The sequence below is a fragment of the Dorea longicatena genome, from assembly GCF_024168045.1.
In the GTDB taxonomy this organism is placed as follows: domain Bacteria; phylum Bacillota; class Clostridia; order Lachnospirales; family Lachnospiraceae; genus Dorea_A.
Genome location: NZ_CP100126.1, coordinates 468,153 through 484,495 on the forward strand (window position 1 = coordinate 468,153; position 16,343 = coordinate 484,495).

The following is a 16,343-nucleotide window of genomic DNA, read 5'->3' on the forward strand; positions in this document are numbered from 1 at the left end:
AAGAAAGCATTAGAGAGGAAGTGGCGAAATGAAAAAGGCAGCGATGGCAGCAAGAGTAGGTAATCGGATACTCAGTATCATGGCAGGAATCCTGATCCTTCTGATGCTTTCTTATGGAATGTATTCGTTATGGGATACTTATAAGATCTATGCCAATTCATTTGCAGATGAAGAACTGTTGAAGTTTCGGCCGACAGATGACGGAGAGGATAATCCGACGCTGAAAGATCTGAAAAAATTGAATCCGGATGTGAAAGCCTGGATTCAGGTGCCGAAGACCAACATCGATTATCCGGTGGTGCAGGGGCAGGATGATATGGAATATATTAATAAGAATGTATATGGGGAATTCGAACTGTCGGGAGCAATCTTTCTGTCATGCCTGAACAAGGATGATTTCTCCGATCCATATAATCTGGTCTATGGACACAACATGAAAAATGGTGGAATGTTTGCGGATGTGGCAGATTTCACGAATAAAGAATATTTTGAAACGCACCAAAAAGGAAAGCTCTATCTGACAGATGCAACACGGAAAATCCGGTTCTTTGCCTGTATGAAAGTGACTGCAGCGGATGCAAAGATTTACCATCCGGATGGATACCGCAAGGAGAATCTGAAGGATCTGCTTGATTATATTCAGGCGAATGCAGTCCAGTATCGTGATGTAAATGTGGCAGATGAGAATTCGCTGATTGCTTTATCAACGTGCTCGGAGGCAGAGACGAATGGTCGTGTAGTTCTGATCGGGAAATTAGAGAGGAAGGTGGCAGAAAAACAGTGAAGATTCTAAGATATAGAAGTGTAAAGAAAATAGCAGCTGCGGGCGTAATGTTATTTATGTGGATAGGCAGTACAATGGCAGTTCCAGTGTATGCCGGAACACCGAATGTGGAGATCCAGATTCCGGTAAGTGTACAAGGTGCGGCAGGAACAATCGTGCTGGAGCCGGAGAAAGCTGGCATACCAGTGCCGGACCGGACAGAACTTCAGATCGGAAAAGACGAGAAGCAAAGCTTCGGACCGATATGCTATGAAGAACCGGAAGATTATCACTATAAGATTTATCAGAAGTCCGCTAATGTGACAGATGTTACTTATGATACGGCAGTATATGATGTGACGGTACGGGTGACCAGTACAGAATCCGGAGAACCGAAAGCAGTAGTCTGGGGGGAAAAAGAAGGAACAGAAGGAAAATCGTACGAGATTATATTTACGAATTCGGTAAAAGAACAGGCGCCGGAGATAGCTCCGACGGGAAAAACGGCCATTTACCGGAACTATCCGGTCAAGACAGGAGATGTAGCACCGATTGCAGTTCTTGCAGCAATGTCCGGTATATCGGCCGGAGTTCTGACCGCAGTAGAGAGATGGAAGCGGAAAAAAGAAAATTAGGGAATCGTGGAAAAGAACAGGTCAGGTCAAAGTGCCGGAGCTGTTCTTTTTCGTACGGGATTATAGCTGTCAAAAACCGAAAAATACGTACAAAGTATACAATGAAAGTATCCTCTTGTGATTTTGAACAAAAGTAGATAAACACTTTTATAACATATGCCAAAATGTCAAAAAGCCTATTGACATTTTTCTCAGTAAGGAGTATTTTATAATCAAGTCTTGGATACAAAATCACATATCAAACATCAAATATCAGACAAGAAAAGAAATTTGTATCAGAGTAAATCGAACGAAATAATTACAAGGAGGTAATGAAGATGAGTCAGATAACAATTACATTACTGTTTCTGGCATTTGCAATCATCATGTTCATGCTTGAAAAGATTCCGCTTGGGGTAACATCGATGATTGTCTGTGTAGGACTGGTAGTCACAGGGGTATTGGACTGGCAGACTGCATTCTCGGGATTCATCGACAGCAATGTAATCTTATTTGTTGCAATGTTCATTGTCGGTGGAGCACTGTTTGAGACGGGAATGGCGAACAAGATCGGAGGAGTGGTTACACACTTTGCCAAGACAGAAAGGCAGCTGATCATTGCGATCATGGTGATCGTCGGAGTGATGAGCGGCTTCCTTTCCAACACAGGAACAGCCGCGATCCTGATTCCGGTAGTTATCGGTATTGCTGCAAAATCAGGATATTCAAGATCAAGACTGTTAATGCCGCTGGTATTTGCAGCAGCCATGGGAGGTAACCTTTCACTGATCGGTGCACCTGGTAACATGATCGCACAGTCATCTATGGAGAAGATCGGATTAAAATTCGGATTCTTCGATTATGCGAAAGTAGGACTTCCGATTTTGATCGTAGGAATCATTTTTTTCGCACTGTTTGGATACAAATTCCTGCCGGATAAAGTGGACACAAGTGGTGAGGGAATCTTTGATGAGACAAAAGATTTCAGCAATGTTCCAAAGTGGAAACAGACCCTTTCACTGATCATCCTGTTATTAACACTTCTGGGAATGATTTTTGAAGATCAGATTGGTATTAAGTTATGTGTCATAGGATGTGTGGGAGCACTTGCACTGATCGTTACAGGCGTTATCAGTGAGAAAGACGCACTCCTTTCCATCGACTTGAAGACGATCTTCTTATTCGGAGGTACGCTTTCCCTTGCGTCTGCACTGGAAGCAACCGGTGCCGGAGAACTGATCGCAGATAAAGTAATCGGAATGCTGGGAGATAACCCTTCACCATACATATTAACATTTGTAATCTTCATGCTCTGCTGTATCATGACAAATTTTATGTCAAACACAGCAACGACAGCACTGATGGCTCCGATCGGAGTATCCATCGCACAGGGCATGGGTGCAGATCCAAGTGCCGTACTGATGGCATGTGTAATCGGAGGCTCCTGTGCATTTGCAACACCAATCGGAATGCCGGCCAACACCATGGTAGTAACAGCAGGAGGATATACGTTCAAGGATTATGCGAAAGCAGGTATTCCTATGATCGTAGTAGCAACCATAGTAAGTATGATCTTGCTTCCAATCTTCTATCCATTCTTCCCATAAACATAAGGAAGTATTTGACCTCTAATCTCCATAAAAACGGAAGATGTAAGCAGACATACCTCTCATGACAGTTTGTGATAAAAGTTTTCGCTGTCTTTCATCACAATACTGTTGTGGGAATATAGATAGGAACTAAAAATTTTTAATAGAATTTCAAGGAGGATATGAAAATGTCTAAAGAACAACAGGTAACACAACTTACAGATTATATGGCAAAATTTATTGCACATATCGCAAAGAAACTGCCGGATGATGTCATTGAAAAATTAACAGAGCTGCGTGAGAAAGAAGACAGCCCGCTTTCAAAGGTAATTTATGACACCATGTTCAAGAACCAGGAACTTGCTGTAAAACTGAACAGACCAAGCTGTCAGGATACAGGTGTATTACAGTTCTGGGTAAAATGTGGAACAAAATTCCCACTTATCGACGAACTGGAAGGACTTCTGAAAGACGCTGTTGTGAAAGCAACATTTGAAGCACCTCTCCGTCACAACAGTGTAGAGACATTTGATGAATACAACACAGGAAAGAACGTAGGAAAAGGAACACCGACTGTATTCTGGGATATCGTTCCAAATTCAGACAAATGTGAGATCTATACATACATGGCAGGGGGCGGATGTACTCTTCCTGGAAAAGCTATGGTTCTGATGCCGGGTGAAGGATACGAAGGAGTTACAAAGTTCGTTATGGACGTTATGACAACATACGGATTGAATGCCTGCCCTCCGCTTCTCGTTGGCGTAGGTGTGGCAACATCTGTTGAGACGGCAGCACTTCTTTCTAAGAAAGCACTGATGCGTCCGATCGGATCACACAATGAGAACGAAAGAGCAGCTAAGATGGAGACTCTTCTCGAAGACGGAATCAATGCAATCGGCCTTGGACCACAGGGTATGGGCGGAAAATATTCTGTAATGGGCGTTAATATTGAGAACACAGCACGTCATCCGTCTACAATCGGTGTAGCTGTTAACGTAGGATGCTGGAGCCACAGAAGAGGACATATTGTATTTGATAAGGACCTGAACTACACAATCACAACACATACGGGGGTAGAATTATAATGGTAGAAGTAAAGAACGGTAAAAAAATCTTAACAACACCTATTTCAGCAGAAGACTTAAAAGATATCAAGATCGGTGACATCGTATATCTGAACGGAAGCATGACAACATGTCGTGACGTTGCACACCGCCGTCTGGTAGAAGAAGGAAGAGAACTTCCTGTAGATGTAAGAAACAACGCAATCTTTCATGCAGGACCGATCATCCGTCCACTGGAAAATGACAAATTCGAAATGGTATCTGTAGGACCGACAACAAGTATGAGAATGGAAAAATTCGAGTATGAATTCGTAAAAGAGACTGGTGTACGTGTGATCATCGGTAAAGGTGGTATGAAAGAAAATACAGAGCGTGCATGTAAAGAATTCGGAGCAATCCACTGCGTATTCCCTGCAGGTAACGCTGTAGTAGCTGCTACAGAAGTAGAAGAGATCGTAAGAGCCGAGTGGAGAGATCTTGGTATGCCGGAGACACTCTGGAACTGCCGCGTAAAAGAATTCGGACCATTGATCGTTTCTATCGATGCAAACGGAGACAACCTCTTTGAAGAAAGAAAGGTTGAATACAATAAGAAGAAAGATGCTGCTACAGAAGAGATCTGTAAGCATGTAAGTTTTATTAAATAAACTGAGATAATAATAAAAATAAATTCTTGAGAATCCATTTATATACTAATGTAAGTTATGCGATTCCCCCGGGCTTTTCCTCCTAAAGTGCCCGGGGGCTTTTTTGTGCTTTTTGCACCTGTTCAAACGAAATGGCTGTTTTAGAAAAAATTATGTGGTATAATGCTCAAAGTTGAATTGATTTTGTATAAAAACTGGAGGAAGAATCAATGTTATATACAATTCCGGATTATTATCATGAATTTTCCTGTATTGCAGGAGAATGTGAAGATACCTGCTGTGCCGGCTGGCAGATCGTAGCAGATGAGGCGGCACTGAAAAAATACAAAAAAGTAACCGGATCTTTCAGAAAAAGATTAAGACGGTCCATTAACTGGAAAGAGGGAACATTTAAGCAGGACAAGAATAAGCGATGTGCCTTTTTAAATGATGAGAATCTCTGTGATATGTATACTGCGCTCGGAGAGAAAAGCCTGTGCCGGACCTGCAAGATGTATCCGAGACACGTAGAAGAATTCGAAGATGTCCGGGAGATGACGCTGTCTGTATCCTGTCCGGAGGTAGCAAGAATTCTGCTTGGTAAAAAGGAACCGGTGCGTTTTCTGACTTATGAAAGTAACAAGGAAGAAGAATATGATGATTTTGACCCGTTTCTGTATTCAAAACTGGTAGATGCAAGAAAAGTGATGATCGATATTCTTCAGGACAGAGATAAGAAGCTGGATTTGCGTGTGGGGCTGGTATTGGCAATTGCACATGACTTGCAGGTGCGGATCAAGAGAGAAGATATCTTTTCAATTGATGATGTATTTGAAAAATATCAGACAGAGAAGGCAGTACAGTTTGTAGAAGCAAAATTATCAGAAGATGAGAACTATGCATTTATTAAGAAAATGTTCCGGAATCAGTATCTGATGGAACGCTTAAGGGATGACTGGGAACCGCATCTTCTTGAGGCAGAAAGTTTACTTTACGGAGATATTGGTTGCAGCGACAGTGAAGAACAATGTACAAAGTACAAAGAACAGTATGCAAAGAACAAACGAGAATTTCACGAATGGCTGAATACATATATGCCAGATTATGAGATCCAGTATGAGCAGTTACTGGTGTACTTTATCAGCACTTATTTCTGTGGTGCAGTGTATGACGGGGAAGCTTATGTAAAGGTACAGATGGCGGTTGTCAGTGTACTTTTGATCCACGAACTTCTGTTGGCACAGTGGCTGAAGAATGAGAAGACACTGGAGATGGAGGATGTGATAGATACCGTATATCGTTATTCCAGAGAACTGGAGCATTCCGATCCGAATCTGAACCTGATGGAAAAGCTGATGAGGAGAGATCTGTTATCCTGGTTTAAGAAAGAAAATGACGGTGATAAGGAGATGGACAGGTATTAAAATTGAAACTACAGTTGCAAAATACCATACAGGTATGTTATAACTTTTAGAAGGGAATGAAGTTCTCCCTTAGTGATCATACTAGAACCGCTTATAAAGCTGATGACTTCTGCGAATAATGACGCAGAAAGTCTCAGCTTTTTCTGCGTTTATAGATCGCTATGCGGTTGAAAGAAACTGCCAGTGGCAGATTCTGTAGATAAGGAGGAATATAAAATGTTACTAAGCGTTGCGCTGATCCTGCTCTGTGGTATGGGGATGAGCTGGATCTGTAAAAAATTAAAACTGCCGGGGCTTCTGGGAATGCTTCTCACCGGTATCGTTCTGGGGCCGTATGTGCTGAATCTTCTGGATGAAAATCTGTTAAATATTTCATCGGAACTTAGGAAGATGGCACTGATCATTATTCTGATGAGGGCCGGATTAGGGCTTGACATTTCCGGTTTGAAAAAAATCGGGCGTCCGGCGGTAATGATGTGCTTTGTACCGGCAACTTTTGAGCTGTTGGGAATGTTAGTGCTGGCACCAAGGTTACTGGGACTTTCTGTGCTGGAGGCGGCAATATTAGGATCTGTACTTGCGGCGGTTTCACCGGCGGTTGTCGTGCCGCGTATGGTAAGATTGATGGAAGAAGGCTATGGAACGGAAAAAGGAATCCCACAGTTGATTCTTGCAGGCGCTTCGGTAGATGATGTATATGTCATTGTATTATTTACGACCTTTTCAGGGATTATGCAGGGAAAAAGCGTATCGGTTATGAGTTTCCTGAATATTCCGATATCTATTATCCTGGGAATGATCATTGGATTACTTGCCGGATGGCTTCTTGCACGGTATTTTGAGAAAGTACATATCCGGGATACCGTAAAGGTATTAATCTTACTCAGTATTTCATTTTTATTGGTAGTGGCAGAAGATCATATGACAACTGCAATTACGTTCTCGGCGTTAATTGCAGTGATGTTTCTGGGAGTGGGCTTACAGAAATACAGGGAAGTGGCTGCAAAAAGGATTGCAGTAAAATGTGGAAAGATGTGGGTGGCAGCAGAGGTATTCTTATTCGTACTGGTCGGTGCGACTGTAAATATCGGATATTTGTCTTATGTAGGACTCAAGGCAGTCATTTTAATCTGTGGCGCACTGATCTTCCGAATGGCAGGGGTCTTTGTATGTCTGCTTGGAACGGATATGAATGGAAAAGAAAAGTTATTTACGATGATGGCATACACACCGAAAGCAACCGTACAGGCTGCAATCGGAGGAATTCCACTGGCGCTTGGATTTGCCTGTGGCGATGTGGTTCTGACGGTAGCAGTGCTTGCAATTGTACTGACTGCACCGCTTGGAGCATTTGCGATTGATAGCAGTTACAAAAAATTTCTGACAAAAACTAAGTGATTCCATTGCAATGTATTCTCTGTATAAAATAAAGTAGATCCAATATCTGATTGACAAATGGCAGTTCTGTGATATCATTAACCGAATATAACCAAGATGAATTTCATCTCCTGCATGCACAGACGGTAGAGAATACGATGCGTTATTTTGCAAGAGAGCTCGGGTTTGCGGATGAGGAAGATTTCTGGGGAATCGTAGGACTTTTACACGATCTGGATTTTGAGAAATATCCGGAAGAACACTGTATCAAATCGCAGGAGATCATGAAAGAACGGGGAATCGATGAGAAGATCATCCATGCAACGGCGAGTCACGGATATGCTTGGATGGACACTGGAAGATCTGATTCAGAGAACAATTGATGCTTTGAAGACATTCCAGGATTAAAAAAGGCGAAAAAGGATAACGGACGAATGGTTCGGAGGATTGGCATTTGTCAAAAAATGTGATATCATAGTAATTAAGTAGGAGAAGAACCGGGAGAAGAGACCTGGATGAAAGGTGAAGTACTATGAAGATATCAACAAAGGGCAGATATGCACTGAGAATTATGATTGATCTGGCAGAGAATGCAAATGGGGAATATATTCGTCTGAAAGACATATCGGCAAGACAGGGAATTACATTAAAATATATGGAACAGATTATGCCGATGCTGACAAAGGCCGGATATGTAAGAAGTTATCGTGGCAATAACGGTGGTTATATGCTGGCGAAAGAGCCGGAAGAATATACAGCCGGAGATATTATCCGTACAACGGAAGGAAGCCTTGCGCCGATTGCGTGTCTGGATGACGTGCCGAATCGCTGCGAGAGACAGGATCAGTGTTCCACACTTGAGTTCTGGGAAGGACTTAAAAAAGTAATCGACCAGTATGTGGATAGTGTGACACTTGCAGATTTGGTAAATAATCATGAAGAGAAGTGCAGCAAGCTGGATCTGTAAATGTAAATGAATAAAAAACAAGAAAATGTACAGCAGGCAAAAGTCTGCTGTATTTTTTATGCGAAACTGGCATGTGCAAAAACATAAAAACTGGCTGTTTTAAAAATACCAGATGAGCGTATGATAGGACTCAAAGAAAATTCACAGAAAACAGATAGGAAAGGTACAGGAATTATGAAAGAGAACAGATATGAATTAAATAAGCAGCTGGCACAGATGTTAAAAGGCGGAGTTATCATGGATGTAACAACTCCGGAGCAGGCAAAGATCGCAGAAGAAGCAGGTGCATGTGCAGTCATGGCACTGGAAAGAATCCCGGCAGATATCCGTGCAGCAGGCGGCGTATCCCGCATGAGCGATCCGAAGATGATCCGCGGCATTCAGGAAGCGGTATCCATTCCGGTTATGGCAAAATGCAGAATCGGACATTTTGTAGAAGCGCAGATCCTGGAAGCAATCGAGATTGATTATATCGATGAAAGCGAAGTACTTTCACCGGCCGATGACATTTACCACATTAATAAAAAAGAGTTCAAAGTACCATTTGTATGTGGTGCAAGAGATCTCGGCGAGGCACTCCGCCGTATCGCAGAGGGTGCATCCATGATCCGTACAAAAGGCGAGCCGGGAACCGGAGATGTTGTACAGGCAGTACGTCATATGAGAGCCATGAATGCGGAGATCCGCCGTATCCAGAACTTAAGAGCAGATGAATTATTCGAAGCAGCAAAACAGTTACAGGTTCCGGTTGATCTTGTGGAATATGTTCATGAAAATGGAAAGCTTCCGGTCGTAAACTTTGCAGCAGGCGGAGTTGCGACACCGGCAGATGCGGCACTGATGATGCAGCTTGGAGCAGAAGGTGTATTCGTAGGGTCCGGAATCTTCAAATCTGGTAATCCTGCAAAGCGTGCGGCTTCTATTGTGAAAGCAGTTACGAACTACACAGATGCAAAACTGATCGCTGAACTTTCGACAGATCTTGGCGAAGCAATGGTAGGAATCAACGAACAGGAAATTGAATTATTAATGGCAGAAAGAGGAAAGTAAAATGACAATTGCAATCTTGGCAATGCAGGGAGCATTCCTAGAACATGGACAGATGCTGGATCGCCTGGGCGTGGAACATTTTGAAATCCGGAAAAAAGAAGATCTGGATCGTTCTTTTGACGGACTGATCCTTCCGGGCGGGGAAAGCACCGTTATGAGAAAGCTTCTGATCGAGCTGGATATTTACGATATATTAAAAGAGAAGATTGAAGACGGACTTCCGGTATTTGGAACTTGTGCCGGTCTGATCCTGCTGGCAGATCAGGTGGAAGATGGAGTCCAATGCTTTGGTACGATGAATATTCTGGCAAAGCGAAATGCTTATGGAAGGCAGCTTGGAAGTTTTTACACAGAAGATGAGATGAAAGGACTTGGAAAGATTCCAATGACATTCATCCGTGCGCCATATATTGCTGATGTCTATGGAAATGCAGAGACACTGGCCGTAGTAGATGGAAAAGTGGTAGCGGCCAGACAGGAAAATCAGCTTGCGACAGCATTTCATCCAGAGCTGAATGATGACACAAGTGTACATGAATATTTTGTGCAAATGATAAAAGAAAGTAAGACACAGTGATTGTCTGTTCCGGGGTTCTCTGTATATTCTATTGACATTCAAGTAACTTGAAGGCTTACAATCCCATTAAGAAAATAACAAGGGGGATTGGAATATGCAGAGAATAAAAGATCTACGGGCGGAAAAGAAACAAAATAATTTATTCCAGACAGTCATCTGGAAAAACATGCTGTATAACAGAAAAGAAACAATATTGTTAATTATCTGTGAGATGCTGATAGTTGCAATTGCATATTCCGGAAGTATGTGCTATCAGATCCTTTCGGCGAAGCATTCCAGTGAGGTATTGTTTCTACAGGAGGACGGAATCAGCCGTCAATTTGTCTATGCGGGAATGTTGTTATTATTTTGTGCTATCGTTCTGATCATTACGGTAATGGTTTCTTATCTTGGAAAACGTATTCCACAGTATATGTTATTAAAAAGAATGGGAATATCAATGTCAGATACCAGGAAGATGATCTGGACAGAAGCAGGTATTTGCTATGTGGCCGCAACGTTCATTGGTTTCTTTGTGGGAAAAGGGATGTTCTTGATATTCCGGAAATTTATTACAGATATGGTCGGTATAGAAGGGAAGGCCGGCAGTTATTCAAAGCTTACGTTTCCGGTGATCTGTCTGTTTTCTTTTGGAATTTACGGACTGAGTTTTCTGCTTATGAAAGAACTGGAAGCAGATTTTAGAATCATAACCAGTACACAGGAAAGTGTAAGAAAAGAAAAGCTGACCGGAAAGTTTACGGGTGGAAAACTGGTAATAGGAATCTGTTGCTGTAGTTATGCCGTAGTACAATATGGAAAAATTTATAATCATGAAAGTGTATATTTGCTTGGTCTGTTCTTTGCCGGAACATATCTGATATTGCGAAGTGGTATGGCATTGATATTAAGTTATATACGGAACAAGCAGGAAAGAAACTACTACCGTCATCTGCTGCAACGCAATAAATTGTATTACCGGTCTAAAACGGTTGTAAGATATGGAGTCTTGTTCTTTATACTGAATTTTCTGGTCTGTTTTTATTTTGGATTCCAGGTAGTCAGTACGGCTACCGCAGAGCCGGTCTCATCATTATATCCATATGACTTTATGTGTATTGCAGATGATAAGGATGAAAAGCTTTTAAAGAATTTGAAAGAAACATATAAGTCAGATATTCATATTGAGGAATATCCGATGGTGCGTGTTGCAACGGCAGATAAAATAGAACGTGGCGAAAGGGGAGCGGAACAACGGATTCAGGGACAGGAGATTGGAATTTCAGAGACGACATATCACAGGTTAAAAAAAGCAATCCATAAAGAGGATAAAGCCCAAAAGATGGATCTGGACGCAGAAGGAAAAAAGGTTTATTTGGTACACCAGCAGGATCGTTCCGTAAAAGCACAGCCGATGGACTGGTTTTATGGAAAATCCCGGCCAAATCTTCACATAGGTGTACCAGCCGCAGAGTATGACTGGGGAAACAAGAAAAATACTTATATAGAAAGAGTGGTAACCGGAGAAGAAATAGGGAGTCTGACCGGATGCTATAGTACAGAAAAAAGTGAGAACATCGTTGTATTTTCGGATAAATACTTTGAAAAGGCAGAAAAAGAATGGAAAAAAACAGATGCAATCTGGGGAATTCCAGTCGAAGATGCAAAGAGCTATTACGGAGAAGCAACGATAATCCAAGGACCGACAAAACTGGTGTTGATAGCTGTAAAATCAGGAATAAATAATAGAAATAAGATGCTGGAACGGATAGACCAGTTGCTGGAAAAGAAAGAAGAGGCACACCAATATATAGGAAACTATGATTCTACCGTAAGATTTCATTATGATTCGGAGAGTGCAAAAGCAGATATCATATCAGAAAGGGCCGTAAAAATTCTAATCAACAGTTATCTGATGATTATGGTCATAATTGTAGATATGATCATTTTCTATACGATGTGTCAGATGGAATTAAAGGAAATTATTTTACGAGAAAGATTTCTTAAAAATCTGGGGATGAGTGGAAAAGAAAGAAGAAAGGTTTATCGGAAAGAGATTTGTTTCTATTATGTTTCCCCGACATGTATCATGCTTGCAGCAATGGTATTATTCCTTAGAGCTGTTTTGAGAGCAAGGATGTTTCCAGAGACCATAGCAGAAACGTGTATACGAATGGAAGGGGTGTTAATAGCTGGTGTACTTCTCTTAAGAATGCTGTATGTTGTGGCAGTATATCAGGTGTTTTCCAGAAAGGCAGGGATGAGAGATGAAAGATAATGTATTATTAAGAACGGAAAATATGTCCCGGAAATATGTGATTTCGGATCGGCGGGAGACAGAAATTGAAGTACTAAAAGACATCAATCTGGAAATCAGAGAACAGGAATTTATCTCTATCATGGGAAAATCCGGATCCGGTAAGACGACATTGTTAAAGTTACTTGGACTGATCGACCGTCCGACATCAGGAAAATTGTATTTTAAAGGAGTCGACAGCGAAGAACTAAGAGGAGACCGTCTTGCGAGGATCAGACGTCAGGACATGGGATTCGTATATCAGGATTATTATCTGCTGGATTCATTGTCTGTGTTTGAAAATATTATGCTTCCGATGATCCTTGATCATAAAGATGATAAAGTATGTAAAGAAGAAGCGGAAAAACTGGCGGTTTCTTTTCAAATCCAAAATCTTCTGGGAAAATATCCATATGAATTATCCGGAGGAGAGAAACAGAGAACGGCTATCTGCAGAGCACTGGTAAATCAGCCGGATGTGATTTTTGCAGATGAGCCGACCGGAAACCTCGATTCCCGGTCAACAGAGATTGTAATGGATGTATTCAGCACGATCCATTCTAAAATGCACAAGACGATCATCATGGTTACACATGATATCAGTGTGGCGGAATATTCGGAAAGAATCCTTTATATAGAAGACGGTAAGATCACAGAAGACAGATAATACCGATTTCTATTATATGGTTCATATTATAAAAAAGTTATTAATCATTTCGTTATTGTGTAGAGACAGAATTCCGTTCTACCAGCCTGACATCCAAAGTTACATTTTCGTTTGGTCGGTCAGGATCAGCAATATTAGAAAGCTGTAATGCAATTTCATCGGAAAACTAACCAGACAGCTTTTTGTGATATAAAAGTGTACACGGGAAGATACCGGGATGTATAATATTTTAGAGAAAGTATTTTTCGGAGATACACTAGTATTAAAATTTCGGAACATCCAGTTTTGGAATGATTTAATAATCGGAGGAGTGAAATATATGTATGAGCAGGATTATATAATAAGAATAAATAATGAAGTTATCAGAACAATGGTGAAATTATTATTAAACAAGGATATAGGTACACCTGTAGATATTTCAGATGGAGCAATTAAAGGTGAAAATAAAAAAATGTTAGAAGCTGCGAACGGACAAAGTGGTATAAACAATATTAAGAAGCTGGAAGAGGAAATACTAACACTTGTAGATGCGAATAAAGAAGGAGCTTTAGAAAAAGCGCTTGTATTTTATGGATATCTAAATGAATTGACGGAAGATGAATTATTGTCCGGGAATTATAGCCATGAAAAAATTAAAAAAGGGCTGAAGATGGTTGCGGAGCATTATGGAATATTAAATGTTATTGATTTGATATACAGATAAAACTATAAAACATACTTGACAAATATGACATAGCGGTAATATAATAAAACCAATCCATAAAACCTATCAAAATAATAGGAAATATAAGGATTGGTTTTATTTAGTTTAAAGAACGGAAGGGAGCGTGCAGGATAATGACAAAAGAAAAGCGAATGTGGGGACGAATGCGATGTTGTTGCGCTTGCGCGCATGTAAAATAAAAATATAAAAAACATACTAAACATAGTTGACAAATAGGAATTAAGGTAGTATAGTAAATTCATCAAGAAAACATACCAAAAAAGTAGGAAAGGTAGGAAGCAAAATGTCAAAGATTTATAAAGGAACATTAGGACTGATCGGAAATACACCACTGGTGGAAGTAGTAAACATAGAAAAAGAACTTGGTCTGGAAGCAACACTTCTTGTAAAGCTTGAGTACCTCAACCCGGCAGGAAGCGTCAAAGACAGAATTGCAAAAGCAATGATCGAAGATGCGGAAGAAAAAGGAATCTTAAAAGAAGGTTCTGTGATTATCGAACCAACATCCGGTAATACAGGAATCGGTCTTGCATCTATTGCAGCAGCAAAAGGATACAGAATCATTCTTACGATGCCGGAGACGATGAGTGTGGAAAGAAGAAACATCCTGAAAGCTTACGGTGCAGAGATCGTACTTACCGAAGGAGCAAAAGGAATGAAGGGAGCCATCGCAAAAGCAGATGAGCTTGCAAAAGAGATTCCAAACAGCTTCGTTCCGGGACAATTTGTAAATCCTGCTAACCCAGCAGCACATAAGAAGACAACAGGTCCTGAGATCTGGAACGACACAGACGGAGCAGTCGATATCGTGATCGCAGGTGTCGGAACAGGCGGAACACTTTCCGGAATCGGTGCTTACTTAAAAGAGCAGAAACCGGAAGTTCAGATCGTAGCATTGGAGCCGGCTTCTTCACCGGTACTTTCAGAAGGAAAAGCAGGCCCGCATAAGATTCAGGGAATCGGAGCCGGATTCGTTCCGGATACATTAGATACCAAGATCTATGACGAAATCTACAAAGCAGAAGCAGACGAAGCATTTGAGACAGCAAAACTTCTTGCTAAGAAAGAAGGAGTTCTGGTAGGTATTTCATCAGGAGCTGCACTTGCAGGAGCTATCGCACTTGCAAAACGTCCGGAGAACAAAGGTAAGACGATCGTAGCATTACTTCCGGATTCAGGTGACAGATATTATTCAACACCATTATTTACAGAATAAAAAGATATAGAATCCGAAACAGAACGGACAGTATCAACAAATAACGATAAAATTATAAAGAAAAAGGAGATCAACCCAATGAGCGAAAAAATCACAAGAGAGAATAGAGAGTTAAAATTTGAAACATTACAGTTACACGTAGGACAGGAAAGTCCGGATCCGGTTACAGACGCAAGAGCAGTGCCGATCTATCAGACATCTTCTTATGTATTCCGCAACAGTGATCATGCAGCAGCACGTTTCGGACTGGCAGATGCAGGTAACATTTACGGACGTCTTACAAACCCTACAGAAGACATTTTCGAAAAACGTATTGCAGCACTGGAGGGCGGAGTTGCAGCACTGGCAGTAGCATCCGGAGCAGCAGCAGTAACATATACGATCGAGAATCTCGCACAGAACGGAGATCATATCGTAGCAGCTAAGAATATTTACGGTGGATCATTTAACCTGTTAGAGCACACACTTCCACAGTACGGAATTACAACCACATTCGTTGACATCTTCGATTATGATGCAGTAGAAGCAGCAATCCAGGACAACACGAAAGCACTCTATATCGAGACACTTGGAAATCCAAACTCAGATGTTGTAGATATTGAGAAGATTGCAAATATCGCGCATGCGCATAAGATTCCGCTCGTTGTAGATAATACATTTGCAACACCTTACCTTGTAAGACCGATCGAGTACGGTGCAGACATTGTTATCCATTCAGCAACAAAATTCATCGGTGGACACGGAACAACAATCGGCGGCGTCATCGTTGACAGTGGTAAATTCGACTGGGAAGCATCAGGAAAATTCGCTTCTCTTACAGAGCCAAACCCGAGCTACCATGGAATCAGCTTTACAAAAGCAGTAGGACCTGCAGCATTTGTTACAAAGATCCGTGCGATCCTTTTAAGAGATACAGGAGCAACCATTTCTCCGATCCATTCATTTATCTTCTTACAGGGACTCGAGACATTATCATTACGTGTAGAGCGTCATGTTGAGAATGCACTGAAAGTAGTAGATTACCTGAACAACCATCCACTGGTAGAGAAGGTTAACCATCCGGCTGTATCTGATGATCCGGAGCAGCAGGCATTATATAAGAAATATTTCCCAAATGGCGGAGGATCTATCTTCACATTTGAGATCAAAGGTGACGCGCAGAAAGCAAAAGATTTCATCGATAATCTGGAACTCTTCTCACTGCTTGCTAACGTTGCAGATGTAAAATCTCTGGTTATCCATCCGGCAACAACAACACACAGCCAGTGCACAGAAGAAGAATTACTGGATCAGGGAATTAAGCCTAATACAATCCGTCTGTCAATCGGAACAGAGCATATTGATGATATTATCCAGGATCTGGATGAGGCATTCAAAGCCGTAGAATAAGAAATAATGAAGGAGTGT

At 41.3% G+C, this 16,343-nt stretch carries 16 protein-coding genes and 1 riboswitch; all 16 genes read left to right on the top strand.

Going from position 1 to position 16,343, the window contains the following annotated elements; all coding sequences use genetic code 11:
* Positions 1-28 precede the first annotated feature (28 nt).
* The 16 genes from srtB (at position 29) to NKF87_RS02375 (ending at position 16,325) form a co-directional block, all read left to right on the top strand.
* On the top strand, positions 29-784 hold the full coding sequence (gene srtB, locus NKF87_RS02300; protein WP_117597918.1) for a class B sortase: 756 nt from the start codon (positions 29-31) through the stop codon (positions 782-784).
* A complete protein-coding gene (locus NKF87_RS02305; RefSeq protein ID WP_055282985.1) occupies positions 781-1,398 on the top strand; it encodes a Spy0128 family protein in 618 nt (205 codons plus the stop codon). Before srtB ends, NKF87_RS02305 begins: the two co-directional genes overlap by 4 nt.
* 317 nt (positions 1,399-1,715) lie before the next feature.
* Positions 1,716-2,984 (top strand): SLC13 family permease, encoded by a 1,269-nt coding sequence (locus NKF87_RS02310; RefSeq protein ID WP_055180518.1) that lies wholly within the window; start codon positions 1,716-1,718, stop codon positions 2,982-2,984.
* 170 nt (positions 2,985-3,154) lie between these two features.
* Complete coding sequence (gene ttdA, locus NKF87_RS02315; protein WP_022416354.1) at positions 3,155-4,054, top strand: L(+)-tartrate dehydratase subunit alpha; 900 nt, start codon at positions 3,155-3,157, stop codon at positions 4,052-4,054.
* Positions 4,054-4,680 (top strand): L(+)-tartrate dehydratase subunit beta, encoded by a 627-nt coding sequence (ttdB, locus tag NKF87_RS02320; protein ID WP_055282987.1) that lies wholly within the window; start codon positions 4,054-4,056, stop codon positions 4,678-4,680. The genes ttdA and ttdB overlap by 1 nt, the downstream gene beginning before the upstream one ends.
* Positions 4,681-4,889: 209 nt before the next feature.
* Positions 4,890-6,083 (top strand): flagellin lysine-N-methylase, encoded by a 1,194-nt coding sequence (fliB, locus tag NKF87_RS02325; RefSeq protein ID WP_253583915.1) that lies wholly within the window; start codon positions 4,890-4,892, stop codon positions 6,081-6,083.
* Between the two features lie 43 nt (positions 6,084-6,126).
* Positions 6,127-6,202, top strand: a riboswitch (Fluoride riboswitch).
* Between the two features lie 97 nt (positions 6,203-6,299).
* Complete coding sequence (locus tag NKF87_RS02330) at positions 6,300-7,481, top strand: cation:proton antiporter (protein ID WP_117597919.1); 1,182 nt, start codon at positions 6,300-6,302, stop codon at positions 7,479-7,481.
* 68 nt (positions 7,482-7,549) lie between these two features.
* Positions 7,550-7,843: a hypothetical protein gene (locus NKF87_RS02335; RefSeq protein WP_242998884.1), complete on the top strand. Its 294-nt coding sequence runs from the start codon at positions 7,550-7,552 to the stop codon at positions 7,841-7,843.
* A gap of 149 nt (positions 7,844-7,992) precedes the next feature.
* Entirely contained in the window at positions 7,993-8,427 is a 435-nt protein-coding gene (locus NKF87_RS02340) for an RrF2 family transcriptional regulator (protein ID WP_117597920.1), read from the top strand.
* A 174-nt stretch (positions 8,428-8,601) separates the two neighbouring features.
* On the top strand, positions 8,602-9,477 hold the full coding sequence (gene pdxS, locus NKF87_RS02345; protein ID WP_028086810.1) for a pyridoxal 5'-phosphate synthase lyase subunit PdxS: 876 nt from the start codon (positions 8,602-8,604) through the stop codon (positions 9,475-9,477).
* Between the two features lies 1 nt (position 9,478).
* Positions 9,479-10,054, top strand: coding sequence for a pyridoxal 5'-phosphate synthase glutaminase subunit PdxT (gene pdxT, locus NKF87_RS02350; protein ID WP_117597921.1), 576 nt, complete (start codon positions 9,479-9,481; stop codon positions 10,052-10,054).
* Between the two features lie 94 nt (positions 10,055-10,148).
* Positions 10,149-12,311, top strand: a complete 2,163-nt coding sequence (locus tag NKF87_RS02355) for an ABC transporter permease (protein WP_117597922.1) — start codon at positions 10,149-10,151, stop codon at positions 12,309-12,311.
* Complete coding sequence (locus tag NKF87_RS02360; protein WP_055282997.1) at positions 12,301-12,996, top strand: ABC transporter ATP-binding protein; 696 nt, start codon at positions 12,301-12,303, stop codon at positions 12,994-12,996. The genes NKF87_RS02355 and NKF87_RS02360 overlap by 11 nt, the downstream gene beginning before the upstream one ends.
* 319 nt (positions 12,997-13,315) lie before the next feature.
* Positions 13,316-13,699 carry a DUF6483 family protein gene (locus tag NKF87_RS02365; RefSeq protein WP_147332469.1) on the top strand — a complete coding sequence of 128 codons (384 nt, stop codon included), beginning with the start codon at positions 13,316-13,318 and terminating at the stop codon, positions 13,697-13,699.
* Positions 13,700-14,003: 304 nt separating this feature from the next.
* Positions 14,004-14,936 (top strand): cysteine synthase A, encoded by a 933-nt coding sequence (cysK, locus tag NKF87_RS02370; RefSeq protein ID WP_006428369.1) that lies wholly within the window; start codon positions 14,004-14,006, stop codon positions 14,934-14,936.
* Positions 14,937-15,014: 78 nt separating this feature from the next.
* On the top strand, positions 15,015-16,325 hold the full coding sequence (locus tag NKF87_RS02375) for an O-acetylhomoserine aminocarboxypropyltransferase/cysteine synthase family protein (protein WP_022415468.1): 1,311 nt from the start codon (positions 15,015-15,017) through the stop codon (positions 16,323-16,325).
* Positions 16,326-16,343 lie beyond the last annotated feature (18 nt).